Below are 13,350 nucleotides of genomic sequence, written 5' to 3'. Positions count from 1 at the left end.
TTGCATCGTCCTTGCAATTGATAACCCATTGGGATCATTAGCAAGTCGCACTTCATTCTAGAACCCACCTCGCTACATCCATAAATCAGATAAGATAGGTTATGGAACTAATTGGTATATCCAACTTGGAAAGATATCGCCTCCTCTGACGCGCGCACTGCACTGGCGGAAGCTATGAAGTTTCTTTTCCTTCAGGTCTGTATCACTGTATCCTAAGACGCATTGAAAGCTTAGTTCGCTGCAAACACGCGACGGCATTAATGCGGTGGAACACAGTTCAAACGTGCCGATGGTGAAGTCAGAGGCCTTCGATATCCGCCAATTCGATATCAAAGTTCATCTGGTCGTAAGCCGGAACGACATGGTCCGGCGTTTCGGCCATCACAGTGTCGTAGTCGAGCGGCGTATGCATGTGGGTCAGGATCGCACGCTTCGGTTTCAGGCGATCGATCCAATCCAGCGACTGTTCGAGCGACAGATGGCTGGGATGATATCGGTATTGCAAGGCATCGATGATGAGAACATCGAGATGTTGAAGCTTTTCGACAGTTTCCGGCGGAAAATCACTGATATCGCTGCAATAAGCCACATCACCAACCCGGATGCCGAGTGAGTGAATATCGCCGTGTTGCTGGAGGTGTGGCCAGATGGATATGGTTCCGCCGGCGCCGCTGATACGCAGCGCAGAATCGAGGCTTTCGATGACTTTCGCTTCAACGATGGGCGGATAGTTGCTACCTGGCGGCGTCTCGATGCAATAGCCGAAACCTTGCCGAATGCGATCCATCGTATCCGGCGTCGCGTGGATCGGAACCCGCTGTTGGCCACCGTAGAAATAGCCGCGCAGATCGTCGATACCGTGAATATGGTCGGCATGAGCGTGTGTATAAAGGACTGCGTCGATTTGCGTGACACGCGCGGCGATCATCTGCTCGCGAAAATCCGGCCCCGTGTCGACAATGAGTGTCGTGACACCGCCATTGTCGTCGAATTGCTGCACCATGAAGGCTGCACGGGTTCGGCGGTTCTTCGGATTGGCGGGATCGCAAGCACCCCAATCGCCAGTGATGCGCGGTACGCCAGGCGACGACGAACAGCCGAGAATGGTGAAACGTCGTCTGTAACCCACGCTGTCAGATCCTTGGCATCTTCGAGAAAATGCGGAATGCGTTTTCGGTGGTGATCCGAGCCATCTCGGCATAGCTGAGACCGAGCGTCTCGGCCAGAACCTCAGCCGTATTCACGACGTAGGATGGCTCGTTGCGCTTGCCGCGCCAACGCTTCGGCGCAAGGTACGGCGCGTCGGTCTCGACCAACAGGCGGTCATGCGGGACGGACTTGGCGATGTCTCGAAGCTCCTCAGATTTCGGGAAAGTCAGGATGCCCGAAAAGGAGACGTAGCCGCCCAGTTCGACCCCGACCTTCGCGAGCCCTGGGCCCGACGAGAAGCAATGGAGAATGAAGGGGAATGCCCCCTTCCCCGTTTCCTCGGTCAGAATAGCCGCCATGTCATCGTCGGCGCTGCGGCTGTGAATCACCAGCGGCAGCTGTGTCTGACGCGATGCCGCAATATGGCGCCGCAATCCGGTCTGTTGGTCTTCCGGCTTCTGCGTATCGTAGAAGTAATCCAGACCGGCTTCACCAATCGCAACGATCTTCTCATGTGCGTTGGCCAGTCGGACGAGGTCGTCCGTCAGGATATCGAGCTCGTCGCCGGCATTGTTCGGATGGGTACCAACGGAGCAGAAGACTGACGGATATCTCTCGGTGATCGCCAGCAGACCGTCGAGCTTGCGCACGCGCGTCGAGATCGTCACCATCTGTTTGACGCCGGCATCGTGGGCGCGCCTGACGATCTCGTCGCGCTCCTCTTCGAAGTCGGCGAAATCCAGATGACAATGCGTATCGATCAGCATGACGTCCTCACGCTTCCGGCGGAACGTAGCGCGGGAAGACCGGCTTCGGCGCTTCGAGAGGCGTGCCAGTGATAAGTCGACCACTCTCGCCGAGTGCGGCGAAGTCGCGTTTTCCGGCAGGTGCCGCAACAAGATCGAGCAGCTTGCCGGCCGATTCCGGCACGAAAGGCTGAAGCAAGATCGCGATCTGGCGGACGACCTCGGCCGTGACATAGAGCACGGTACCCATGCGCGCCGGATCAGTCTTCTTCAGCGCCCAGGGCTCCTGACCGGCGAAGTAGCGATCCGTTTCGGAAACGACTGCGATGATCGAGGCCAGCGCACGATGAATGAGCTGCTTGCCCATATCGTCGCGCGTCGAAGCATGCAGCGCGTCGGCCTGAGCCAGCATGGCCTTGTCTTCATCCGTCAGCGGACCGCATTCCGGGATCATGCCGTCGCAATTCTTGACGATCATCGACAGCGAGCGGCTGGCAAGGTTTCCTATGCCGTTGGCAAGATCGGAGTTGATGCGGGTGCCGATCGCTTCTTCGCTGTAGCTGCCGTCCTGGCCGAACGAAACTTCGCGAAGGAAGAAATAGCGCACCTGATCCAGGCCGAAGTGGTTCACAAGGTTGACCGGGTCGACAACGTTGCCGAGCGACTTCGACATCTTCTCGCCCTTGTTGAGCAGGAAGCCGTGCGCAAAGACGCGCTTGGGAAGCGGCAGCTTGGCGGACATCAGGAAGGCCGGCCAGTAGACCGCATGGAAGCGAATGATGTCCTTGCCGATGATGTGAACATCTGCCGGCCAGTACTTGGCGCGGGGACCATTCTTGTCTTCGATATAGCCGGTCGCGGTGATGTAGTTGGTCAGGGCGTCGACCCAGACGTACATGACGTGGGACGGGTCATTCGGGACCTTGATGCCCCAATCGAACGTCGTCCGCGAGATCGACAGATCCTTGAGCCCCGACTTCACGAACGAGATCACTTCGTTGCGACGCTCGGCCGGGCCGATGAAATCCGGGTTGGCTTCATAGTGGGCGAGCAGCTTTTCCTGATATTCGGAAAGCTTGAAGAAGTAGCTGGCCTCTTCCACCCATTCGACCGGCGTGCCCTGCGGGCCGTAGCGCACGCCGTCGGCGCGCAGCTCGGTTTCGTTTTCCTGATAGTAGGCTTCATCGCGCACCGAGTACCAGCCGGCGTAGGAATCCTTGTAGATATCGCCGTTATCGGCCATCAGGTTCCAGATGTTTCTGGACGTCTCGTGGTGACGCTCCTGTGTCGTGCGAATGAAATCGTCATTCGACGCATTGAGCAGCTTCGCCATCGCCTGGAATTCGTCGGAGTTGCGGTCCGCAAGCTCCTGCGGCGAAATGCCTTCCGCGCGAGCCGTCTGCTGCATCTTCTGGCCATGCTCGTCGGTGCCGGTCAGAAAGAACACATCCTTGCCATCAAGGCGCTGGTAGCGCGCCATCGCATCCGTCGCGATCAATTCGTAGGCATGGCCAATATGCGGCTTGCCGTTCGGATAGGAAATCGCGGTGGTGATGTAAAAGGGTGTCTTGTCTGTCATGGCGGCCATTCTTGTCCGGCTTACTCTATAAAATTTGTTAGCCGCTCTTAGCGCATGTCATGGCGAAGCGAAACACCAAGTTTCGAAAGCATCGGCGATTTGCCGATGACTGGTGTGCTGCACTTGACTCGATTTTAGGCGCATTCTACCCAAAGAAAACTCAAAAGGCGGGGCATCGGCGACGTGACATCTCCAGCACTTGGCAACAGCATTCGCGTGCAGGACCGAGGTCGCCTGTTTGACTGACTTTTCGAGCTTCGACCCTCTCTACTCCCTCTCGGGGCTACTCGTCGGCGCGCTTGTCGGCATCACCGGCGTTGGCGGCGGATCGCTGATGACGCCACTGCTGGTGCTGGTCTTTGGTGTTCATCCGGCCACGGCCGTTGGCACCGACCTACTCTACGCGGCAGTCACCAAGACGGCAGGCACGGCGGTGCACGGCATGCACGGCAGGATAAACTGGCGTATCGTCGGCTGTCTTGCCGCTGGCAGCGTTCCAGCTGCCCTATTGATGCTTTGGCTGATGGCGGGTGTCGACCGCAAGAGCGTGGAAGTCGCACACACGATCACGACGGCACTTGGGTGGCTGCTTGTCATGACGGCGTTGATGCTGGTTTTTCGCAAGCAGGTCCTGGCATTCGCCTTACGCGCAATCGGAGAGCGCTCTCCACCTAAGCCGGTTACGGTTGCCATCTGGACAACGGTGCTCGGCCTGGCTCTTGGCATCCTGGTGACCCTGACATCGGTTGGTGCCGGCGCCCTGGGCGTGACTGTGCTGCTCGTGCTCTACCCGCGACTTGATGTCCGAGAAATCGTCGGCTCGGATATCGTCCACGCCGTCCCGCTGACGCTGATTGGTGGCATGGGCTATTGGATGATCGGTGAGATCAACTGGGGAATGCTATTTGCGCTTCTGGTTGGCTCTATACCGGGCATCATTGCCGGCAGCCTGATCGCACCAAAGCTTCATGAACGAACGATCCGCGTCGTCCTCGCGCTGACACTCTGCGTCGTCGCCTGGAAGCTGCTGGCGACCTGATCAAGGACCAGGCTGCTTGATGTCTCCGAGGATGCTGAGGATCGTCTGCTTCCGATCCAAGTTGTAATCATCCGAAACCGTCAGCCGCTCGCTTATGTCGGAATGCAGGCGGGCGAGCCGCTCGGCCGCCGCAACCTGCCCCGCAACGGCAGCCGCCCGCGCCCTCCGCATCAGATCCTCGCCGACGTGACCCGTGAAGAACTCAAAAATTGTGTCGCTGTCCTTGCCTGAAAGGGCATCCGCCAGCCGATGCATCGCCCTGCGCGCCGATGCCCCTTGCGCTCGCAGAACCTCGTTGTAGGCTTCGACAATCTCGCCGCCGCCGTAGTTCACCAGCTTCAGCGCCTCGCCGACGCTGCCGTTCGCGGCGGCAAGCAGATCAGGGTCGCCGGCCTCGATGCCAAGATGTGCAAGCGCCGCGCCGAGGGCGCCGTCTTCAAGCGGCGCAAGCTTCAGCGGCAGGCAGCGAGAACGAATCGTTGGTAGCAGTCTGCCGGGCGCATGCGAGATCAGCAGGAACAGGGCGCGCTTCGGCGGCTCCTCAAGAATTTTTAGGATCGCATTCGCGGCATTGCGGTTCATGTCATCCGCGGGATCGATGATGACGATCCGCCAATTACCGGTGCCAGACGTCTGTGAAAAGAAGCGCCCTGCCCGCCTCACCTCATCGACAGTGATCGCGGACTTGACCTTCCCCGTCTTCTCATCAACGGGACGCGCCAGGTAAAGCAGATTGTGCGACGCGCCGGAGGCAATCTGGCGGCTAACCGATGAAGCGGGATCAGGATCCGCCAACAACTCCGGCGCACGCGCAGGATCGGGATGCGTTAGGACATGATTTGCAAACCGGAACGCCAGAGTTGCCTTGCCGATGCCCGGCGGCCCCTCGATTAGAACCGCGTGGTGGCCCTTACCCGAGCGGTACGATTGCGCAAGGAACTCCTCAGCGTTCTCGTGACCAAATAGCTTCATGTTCTCGGCTGGCCAAATGGCGCCGTCGAGCAATCCTGGCCGTTCATCACTCATGCGCTGCTTCCGTCACCTTCGCCGCCGCCGGGTGCTGCAGACCCTGCCAGACGATCTCCAGAATCTCTGCCGCGATGGCCTCTTCAGTCTGCATTGCGTCGATCACGCTGCAACGGCCTGGCTCGCGGGCGGCTATATCGAGAAAGGCTTCCCGGCGCTTCTCGTGGGTCTCGAGCTCTTCCTTCTCGAAACGATCCGGGCTTAGGTCGATCGCCACCCCCCGCCTGCGGGCACGCTCCAAGCCGGCCTCGGCCGGCAGATCGAGAACAAGCGTGCAATCCGGCACGATCCCATTCACCGCCACGCGCTGCAGCGCCTCGATGAATTCCGACTCCAGATTGCCGGTCACGCCTTGGTAGACGCGAGAAGAATCCATGAAACGATCGCAAAGGACGACCTTTCCGCCCGCAAGCGCGGGTCGGATGATTTCCTCAACGTGATCATTGCGCGCAGCTGCAAAAAGGATCGCTTCCATGCGTGTTCCGAACGCTTCCGCTGCACCCGACAAAAGCACATGACGGACGGCTTCCGCACCCGGCGAGCCGCCCGGTTCCCGCGTCAGCAGCACGTCATGGCCGCGGGCACGCAGAGCCTCGGCAAGGCGACGGATTTGGGTCGATTTTCCCGCGCCCTCCCCGCCCTCAAACGTTACGAACAATCCACGACTGGATGGCAATGACTACTTCCTGCATTACGGCGCTCGTCCGCACCACTGCCGTACATCTAGCGAAAGGCAGCGAAAAACGGAACCGCCCGACGACAATAACTCCCACCCTGAAGGGCGAATATGGCGATCACGTGGGTTCGGGCTTGTCCCACAGCCAAGAGAACAGCAGCGTTTCGGCGAGTTCCATGAGAGCATCGACGGCGCGGCTGCTCAAAGAGCCCACTGCCACTGTCTCTTTCGTATAGAGCGGCACCTCACGCAGCAGGCGGGCTCCCGCTGAGATGCGAAGCGTCCCAATTTCATGCCCGGCCTCCACCGGCGCCATTAAAGGCCAGCGGTAAACGATGCGCGCCGACAACCGCTCGGGATTGTTGATTGGTATATAGACACTCACAGGAGCCTTTGCGACGAGGTCGACGCTACGCGACGTTCCTCCATAAACGCTTGCCTGGCCAATTATCTCCGCATCTGCAAAAATCTGGCGGCTTTCGAATGCGGTCAGCCCCCATTCGAGCACTCGCTTCGCTTCCTCCGTGCGTTCCTTGTCGGAGGCGATGCCGCCAAGGGCCATGAACAACCTCCTGCCGTCGCGCTCTGCCGAGGCGACGATCGAATACCCCTCGCCCTCGGCAAAGCCGGTCGCCAGACCATCGACCCCCATGCCGAAACCAAGCAAGGGATTGCGGTTGCGCTGAAAAATCCTGTTCCACTCAAAATCCGGCTGAGCGAAATAGGGATAAAGGTTCGGATAGGACTTCTGTAATTCCGCAGCCAGCGTCACCATGTCGAGCGCGGTCGTCTTGCTCTTGCTATCGGGCAGTCCGGTCGAATTGCCGAAGATGGACCGCTCCATGCCGAGGGTCTTAGCCCGCCGGGTCATGGCGGCGGCAAAGGCGGGTTCGCCGCCACTCATTCCTTCAGCGAGAATGATGCAGCTGTCGTTAGCGCCCTGAATGGCGATGCCCTTGACCAGATCCTCGACGCGGACATTCGATTTGAGGGCAGCAAACATCGTTGCCGTGCGCGATGGCGCACCCCCGGTTCGCCAAGCATACTCGGAAACGGGATATTGCGTATCGAGGGTGATCTGGTTCTGCGCGAGCGCGTCAAAGACGAGATCCATCGTCATCAGCTTCGCCAGCGACGCCGGCGAGAAAGTCTGGTTCTCGTTCTTGGCAAGAAGCACCGTGCCGGTGGATCCTTCGATCATATAGGCTTGCGCAGCCTTGGTGACAAAGGATGCGTTGGTGTCACCGCTTGCGGCAACGGCGGCTGTTGCAAAAGGCACGATACAAACACAGAGGCGAGCAAGACGCTTCAACACCGAAAACCCCATAGCTCGGGCGACTTTGAAGATGCTAATGGCGGACCGACCGCAACGCAACGGCGTCTGTCACTTACCGGATACGGCCGTCGGCTTCTGCCGCTTGAAGGATGCAAGGATGGAATCCGGCGTCAGCCCATCGTTGCGAACCATCACCGCATCGAAGGCGAGCTCGACGGTCACGGTCTTTGCGCCCTCGTCCTGATACCCCATTGCGAGAGAACCCAGCGAGCCGCCGTTGGGACGCTCGTATGGGAAGGGTCCAAACTCCGGCAGGACAACCACCGGCCCGGCCCCTGGCTCCGCCAAGGGAGCGACGCCACCGAAAGACGGCGACGGCATTGGCGTCGGAATAGGCGCAGCGTTGTAGCGGGCACTGGGGGTCGAGCCGGCATAAGACGTCGCCGAGACCGGCACGGGCACATTTTCTGGTTCGGGCGTGAAACCGCCAACGCCTTGCAGCTGATCTGCCGTTATGCGCTTGCTGTTGGAGGCGACCATGACGCCACTGGCGATCTGTCCGCCGCCGGGATTGATCCCTGGAATGCGGCTGCCCTTCGGCACATAGGAGGCCATCAGATAAGGCATGTCGTGGCCATCCATGCGGGCACGACCAACATACTGAACGCGGACGTTTCCGGTGCCACTATGCTGCAGATCGAGCATATCAGCGGTCTTATTGGACAGGTCGATAATGCGCCCTTCGTGATACGGACCACGGTCGTTGACACGCACGATGACGGACGCACCGTTTTCCGTGTTCGTCACGCGCGCATAGCTCGGCAAGGGAAATGTCGGATGTGCGGCGGAAAGGTGCATCTGGTCGTAGACTTCACCGTTTGCCGTAAGGCGACCATGGAAGGCCGAGCCGTACCAGGACGCGATGCCGACCTTGTTATAGGCGAAATCTTCCTTCGGATAATACCACTTGCCCTTCACGACATAGGGGTCTCCAACCATATAGCGGCCGCCGCCCTTCGGGATATTGTTCCCGGTGGCAACGCGCGGACTGGCCTTGACGCCGTATTCCTTCTCGGAAAAATATTCCTTGCCGTGCGTGCGTTTTGTCGGTGTCGGCGCGGTGCCACAAGCCGTAACCGTCGCACAGATCAGCGATAGCCCAACCCATCGCATTCCTGTTGCGAATGACGCCGCCCCGCAATCTCGTCTCATATGTCCCACGCCGCTCAAGACCGTTATGGTTAAGAAATCTGCCCCGATCTGGGTCAGACACCCCTAATCCCACCAACCTAACGAGACTTTAATCATGCGGCTTTCATGGCAATTTTGCGAAGCATTTCGCCAAGATAGGAATAATTCTAATTAATATGGTTAACAAATCACTAATTTAAGACTCCGGATAATGCGCGCTTCACGGCTGACGCACCAGGCGCAAAGCTCCTTCCACTACGAACTCTACGCCGTTAGAACCAGTTGACGCTGTCAGCGAACGGCTTTAAACGCTCCATGCCTGCGTTGACCGCGACAGGCGACGCAGCGGAAGCGCCGGTTTCAAAAACGGCATTCAATCGACTGCATGGAAGAGTGTCCGAGTGGTTTAAGGAACCGGTCTTGAAAACCGGCGTGCGGGAAACCGTACCGTGGGTTCGAATCCCACCTCTTCCGCCAATCATATTGATTTAATTGCGTTTTTCATACTATCTCCTTGCCGCACCTGAGAATGGCCGCTGAGACACCGGCGGCACACAAGCCAATGATGGCTGCTGATTGGATAGCGATACTCGCCCCTTGTGACAGCCAGCGCGACGTTTGCGTTGGAGTTGAAGTGCTGGTTCGGCAAAAGCCCGCCCTTCATCTCTCAGCAGTGGCCGACGCCGCCATCCCGAAGTCGACGAGAGACAAACTTGTGCTAAGGCGATGGCAATGGACAAGTGGGCCAGCGGATCTCCAACTCCGGCCACGCTAGTGACCATACGGGGCTCCTTTTGGTAATGGCAGGAACAAGAGCCGAGTCCTCGCTCGTCAGTAGGCGCAAGAGAGCGCGTTGGTCGGTCTGAAGCCATGGTTGCAGGCGGGATTCACGGAATGCCGCGGTTGGTATTGGAAATCAGCGTGATTTGAATTTTGCTGGGTCGTACAAGCCGCAGCAAGCGCGGCCAGCCCGATCAACACGCCGGCCACTACGAGAGTCCGAAATTTGCTCATTTGTGTCTCCTCGCATGGTGAATTATGTGGGGGACAATCTACCGCTCCAATATTCATCGGGCGAGCCCACCTTCTGCCCCAGTTCGCGACACTGAGGAAGAGGACCAGTTGGGGGATTTTAGTTTCCGATATGAAGAGCGTCCCTCGCAGGACCGCGCCCCGCTTATGCAGCAACACTTTTCGCATTGAGCTCAAACGTCCGATGGCGGGCACGGTGTGAGTGGGGCGGTTAGGCGTGCTTCAACGCACGTTCAATCACGATCCGGGCAACGATTGATAATATTTGCAGTGATTTTCGCCAAGGGATCAACACAGTTCCGTTGGCCGCTGGTCGACCAACAGAGAATCACAGTTAACCAACTCCGAGAGACGAGCCGGAGATCAGGGTATCGTCGCCCTGCACAACTGGTATCGATGCGAACCGCTGCCGATCCCCGCCGTGAACACGGTGCAACTCTCGGGATCCAGGGTGAATCCTGCCTGCGCAACGATCTGACCAGCCTGCTCGCGCCGTGCCCGCTCCGAGGCGCTCACATCGACCTTCCTCGATTGCGGCACGTCAAGGCGGCACGCGGCATCGTCGGCCTCCGAGCCGACAACATCTGCCCGCAGGCGCAACTGCGAGACGATGGACCGGAGAAAGCCGCAGCCCTTTGGGCTCGCAGTCAACTTTGTCCGACGTGCAAGGTCATCGTAAAAGGCCATATCGGAGGCACGGGTGTTATCTTCACCGTCCGTGATTACAAAGATCGGGCCGCCGCGTACCCGTGCAATCTCCTGGGCCTTTTCGTTGTAGGCTGGAGTCGCGGGAAAAGCCGTCGCCAGGCCGACAAAGGCGATCTCAGGGTGAAAAAGACTGACCAGCCAACCCAGCGGTTTTTGGGCGCTTGCGAGGAGAACGGTCGCGTGAGTGGGATCAGGCAGCGCTGGGGCTTCTGCGTGGTATAGCGGGTCCCCCCATCCCTCATGGCCCCAGGTACGAGCTCCGGCCGTCAGAACAACCGCGGCCGCGGCGACCAACAACCATTTGGCTGTGCGACGGGCATATGTATAGGGACGCAGCTGCGTCAGAAGGATGAACAACGCGAGCGGCAAAAGGACTTCAAACGACACCATGTATCTGGAGATGCTAAAGAATTGCATCCACAGCAGATAAGCTGTCGCGATGAAGAGTAGCAGGAACGATGCCTCGGGTCTAAGGGTGGGCGTCGCGGCACCAAGGTAGCGAGCCCAGAGCTTTCGCAGCGTCCAGATCCAGAACGTCACATAGACGATGGGCCAGATGATTTGCCTAAGAGGTAGCTCGCCAACTCTGCGAGGGTTTACGGAGAAAATGAACGGCCAAAAAAACGTCTCGAGGAGGCCTTGCGGGCGCCAACGCATGTCGGCGACGCCGACTGGCGCAACAAGCGGGTGCGGAAAGACGTTGCTGAATTGTGGAAAGAGCGGATTACCGAATTCTTGTGCCAACCGTATCATCCAGTGGGCACCCGTTATGGCGAAGCCAATTATTGCAGCGACGCCGAAACCAATCGACAACCACAATCGCAGGGGCAAGGTACCACGGCCGCAGAACAATAAGGCGACACAGATCGAAAACGCAGGGACGACATTTGTCAGCTTCAGCCCCATGCTGAGGCCAGCCAACAAGCCAGCGGTCACAAGGAGCATCGCCGCCGCCATGTTGCAACTTCGGAGAGTCGACCAATTTGAAACGATGATAGAGACTGAACCGAGAATGAAGAGTGCGGTCGTGTTGTCTCCCATGGAATTGCCAACTTCAGACAAAAAGACCGCGGTGAGGCACCCCGAAAGCGCAAGCAGGATCGGCAGACGGTATCGATCCTCAATGGGCCTTTCCGGAAGGACTACGGACGCAATACCCATAACCAAGACGAAAGTCATGCCGTGCAGCATCCCTTGCAAGAAGCCTGACATTGCGGGAGGCAGCGTTCGGTTGAGAAGATATGGGAAGAGGTCTAGTGTCGGATTGAAATATCCCTGAAATCCAGCAGGTGCCAGGTCGATTGACACCTTGCCATTCATCAACGCGAACGGCGCATAGACGTGATAGTTGTAGAGGTCCCAGTTTGCATCCGCACCCAGGATCACCGAGTAGAAGCCGAATAATAGCGGAACGATGATGGCGGCCACTAACGGCGCCTGCGGTTTATTGAGCAGTGCCGTTCGCCTCTCAGCTTTTGACACCCTCATTTCGGCGACCGTACCAGATCTGGTTTGAATACCCACAATTTCGCACCTACGAAATTAAAACTCATGCCAGCGAGAGAGCCGCCGGCTACCGCAATTGCGGGCAACAACCAGAGCTTCGGAAATGACAAGACGATTAAGCTGTAAACCACGTAGTTGAAGAATCCGCCCAGTAACATGGTGGCGAAATACCGCCACCACTCCTTTTGAACTTCCTGATCGGGCCCGCGCTCAAAAGTAAAGTGCCGGTTGATTTGCCAAGTTGCGAGTACCGCAGCGAGGAACGAGATTGATCGGCCCAAAAAGAACCCTAAGCCGCAGTGCACGGCGAGCAGCAAGACACCCAGATCAACCGCAAAACCGACGATGCCCGCGACAGCGAAGCTCAGTATCTGTCTAGGCAGTTCAGCCATGAGTACCTGAGCGCCAAAGCCCTGGCACAGCGAGATAGGCAAGGCGCTTTATTTCCATGCGGCCTCTCGTAACGGTGTTCAATACGATGCCACATGTTAAGAGCAGCGCACCGAATAGCATGAGTGATGCCGCCAGCACAGCAGTCGGGATGCGAGGAACAAGGCCTGTTTCCAAATAAGTTGCCAGAAGAGGAAGTGCGAGTATCACCGAGGCAGCAGCGCAGAATAGAAATCCTATTGCAAAGAATACGAGCGGCTTCTCGGCCTTGAAAAGACGGAATATTGTCAGAAGAATCCGCAGTCCATCACGATATGTATTAAGCTTGCTTGACGAGCCCGGGGGGCGCGACCGGTAGACGGTCTTTACCTCTGACACTGGCATCCGGAGTTCATAAGCGTGTACTGTCAATTCCGTTTCGGTCTCAAAGCCGGAGGCGTGGGCAGGGAACGACTTAACAAAGCGCCGCGAGAACACCCGATAACCCGAAAGCATATCAGTCAAAGACCGTCCAAAAATCATCATTACGCAAGCGGTCAAGAGCCAGTTTCCAAACCTGTGTCCGGGCCGATATGCCTCCCGCTCTGTGGAAGTTCGGCTAGCCACTACCATGTCCAAGCCATGCGCCAACATTTCCTCAATCAGAATTGGTGCGGCGCTCGCATCGTATGTCCCGTCCCCGTCAATGAGCAGATAGACGTCCGCTTCCACATCGGCAAACATGCGCCTGATGACATTGCCTTTGCCTCGCTCACGGACAGTGTTGACAATTGCGCCTGCCTCCCGCGCCCAGGCGATCGTCCGGTCAGAAGAATTGTTATCAAAGACGTAGATCGTTGCGTCGGGAAGTGCCACGCGAAAATCGCGGACGACCGCTCCAATCGTGACCTCTTCATTATAGCAAGGGATGACAACGGCGACACGCGCGCGGAAGCTTGGCGCTTCACGGCTGCTTGATTCGACCGATTTGGTTTCTTGCTTTCTTTCTGTGATCATTCCGCGACTAATTTCGGTTTTGAGAGGATGGTACTG

The 13,350-nt window shown here is 58.0% G+C and carries 11 protein-coding genes and 1 tRNA gene; 2 read left to right on the top strand and 10 right to left on the bottom strand.

Translation table 11 applies throughout. From position 1 onward, the window contains the following. Positions 1–298: 298 nt before the first annotated feature. Genes FHT97_RS21715 through metG form a run of 3 tightly spaced genes read right to left on the bottom strand, consistent with a single transcriptional unit; the run spans position 299 to position 3,474 of the window. A complete protein-coding gene (locus tag FHT97_RS21715; protein WP_183864217.1) occupies positions 299–1,129 on the bottom strand; it encodes an MBL fold metallo-hydrolase in 831 nt (276 codons plus the stop codon). A 4-nt stretch (positions 1,130–1,133) separates the two neighbouring features. After that, positions 1,134–1,916 (bottom strand): TatD family hydrolase, encoded by a 783-nt coding sequence (locus FHT97_RS21710; protein WP_183864216.1) that lies wholly within the window; start codon positions 1,914–1,916, stop codon positions 1,134–1,136. 7 nt (positions 1,917–1,923) lie between these two features. Continuing rightward, complete coding sequence (gene metG / locus FHT97_RS21705) at positions 1,924–3,474, bottom strand: methionine--tRNA ligase (protein ID WP_183864215.1); 1,551 nt, start codon at positions 3,472–3,474, stop codon at positions 1,924–1,926. Between the two features lie 238 nt (positions 3,475–3,712). Between metG and FHT97_RS21700 the strand changes: the two genes are divergently transcribed. Next, positions 3,713–4,513: a sulfite exporter TauE/SafE family protein gene (locus FHT97_RS21700; protein ID WP_183756894.1), complete on the top strand. Its 801-nt coding sequence runs from the start codon at positions 3,713–3,715 to the stop codon at positions 4,511–4,513. Here FHT97_RS21700 and FHT97_RS21695 read toward each other — a convergent pair whose 3' ends face one another. From FHT97_RS21695 to FHT97_RS21680, 4 genes are all read right to left on the bottom strand, one after another. Next, entirely contained in the window at positions 4,514–5,539 is a 1,026-nt protein-coding gene (locus tag FHT97_RS21695; RefSeq protein WP_183864214.1) for a DNA polymerase III subunit delta', read from the bottom strand. Continuing rightward, positions 5,532–6,215 (bottom strand): dTMP kinase, encoded by a 684-nt coding sequence (gene tmk / locus FHT97_RS21690; RefSeq protein WP_183864213.1) that lies wholly within the window; start codon positions 6,213–6,215, stop codon positions 5,532–5,534. The genes FHT97_RS21695 and tmk overlap by 8 nt, the downstream gene beginning before the upstream one ends. Positions 6,216–6,333: 118 nt before the next feature. Then, positions 6,334–7,530 (bottom strand): D-alanyl-D-alanine carboxypeptidase family protein, encoded by a 1,197-nt coding sequence (locus FHT97_RS21685; RefSeq protein WP_259129812.1) that lies wholly within the window; start codon positions 7,528–7,530, stop codon positions 6,334–6,336. Between the two features lie 69 nt (positions 7,531–7,599). Further along, positions 7,600–8,703, bottom strand: coding sequence for a septal ring lytic transglycosylase RlpA family protein (locus FHT97_RS21680; protein WP_183864211.1), 1,104 nt, complete (start codon positions 8,701–8,703; stop codon positions 7,600–7,602). A 366-nt stretch (positions 8,704–9,069) separates the two neighbouring features. On the opposite strand from FHT97_RS21680, the gene FHT97_RS21675 reads away from it, so the two are divergent. After that, a tRNA-Ser gene (locus FHT97_RS21675) sits at positions 9,070–9,159 on the top strand. Positions 9,160–10,077: 918 nt separating this feature from the next. Here FHT97_RS21675 and FHT97_RS21670 read toward each other — a convergent pair. The 3 genes from FHT97_RS21670 to FHT97_RS21660 are packed head-to-tail and all read right to left on the bottom strand — an operon-like array spanning position 10,078 to position 13,314. Beyond that, entirely contained in the window at positions 10,078–11,850 is a 1,773-nt protein-coding gene (locus FHT97_RS21670; protein ID WP_183864210.1) for a hypothetical protein, read from the bottom strand. A gap of 56 nt (positions 11,851–11,906) precedes the next feature. Then, complete coding sequence (locus FHT97_RS21665) at positions 11,907–12,320, bottom strand: GtrA family protein (RefSeq protein ID WP_183756900.1); 414 nt, start codon at positions 12,318–12,320, stop codon at positions 11,907–11,909. Beyond that, positions 12,313–13,314 carry a glycosyltransferase gene (locus FHT97_RS21660; protein ID WP_183864228.1) on the bottom strand — a complete coding sequence of 334 codons (1,002 nt, stop codon included), beginning with the start codon at positions 13,312–13,314 and terminating at the stop codon, positions 12,313–12,315. Before FHT97_RS21660 ends, FHT97_RS21665 begins: the two co-directional genes overlap by 8 nt. Positions 13,315–13,350: the final 36 nt, after the last annotated feature.

It is taken from the genome of Rhizobium sp. BK399, from assembly GCF_014194695.1.
GTDB lineage: Bacteria > Pseudomonadota > Alphaproteobacteria > Rhizobiales > Rhizobiaceae > Rhizobium.
The sequence above is the reverse complement of the archived record's forward strand: the minus strand, read 5'-3'. Positions and strand labels throughout refer to the sequence as shown.

Excerpts from the sequence above, each read along its gene's own strand:
- FHT97_RS21660 (WP_183864228.1), bottom strand. The coding sequence starts at position 13,314 with ATGATCACAGAAAGAAAGCAAGAAACCAAATCGGTCGAATCAAGCAGC.
- FHT97_RS21680 (WP_183864211.1), bottom strand. The coding sequence starts at position 8,703 with ATGAGACGAGATTGCGGGGCGGCGTCATTCGCAACAGGAATGCGATGG.
- FHT97_RS21710 (WP_183864216.1), bottom strand. The coding sequence starts at position 1,916 with ATGCTGATCGATACGCATTGTCATCTGGATTTCGCCGACTTCGAAGAG.
- FHT97_RS21665 (WP_183756900.1), bottom strand. The coding sequence starts at position 12,320 with ATGGCTGAACTGCCTAGACAGATACTGAGCTTCGCTGTCGCGGGCATC.
- metG (WP_183864215.1), bottom strand. The coding sequence starts at position 3,474 with ATGACAGACAAGACACCCTTTTACATCACCACCGCGATTTCCTATCCG.
- FHT97_RS21695 (WP_183864214.1), bottom strand. The coding sequence starts at position 5,539 with ATGAGTGATGAACGGCCAGGATTGCTCGACGGCGCCATTTGGCCAGCC.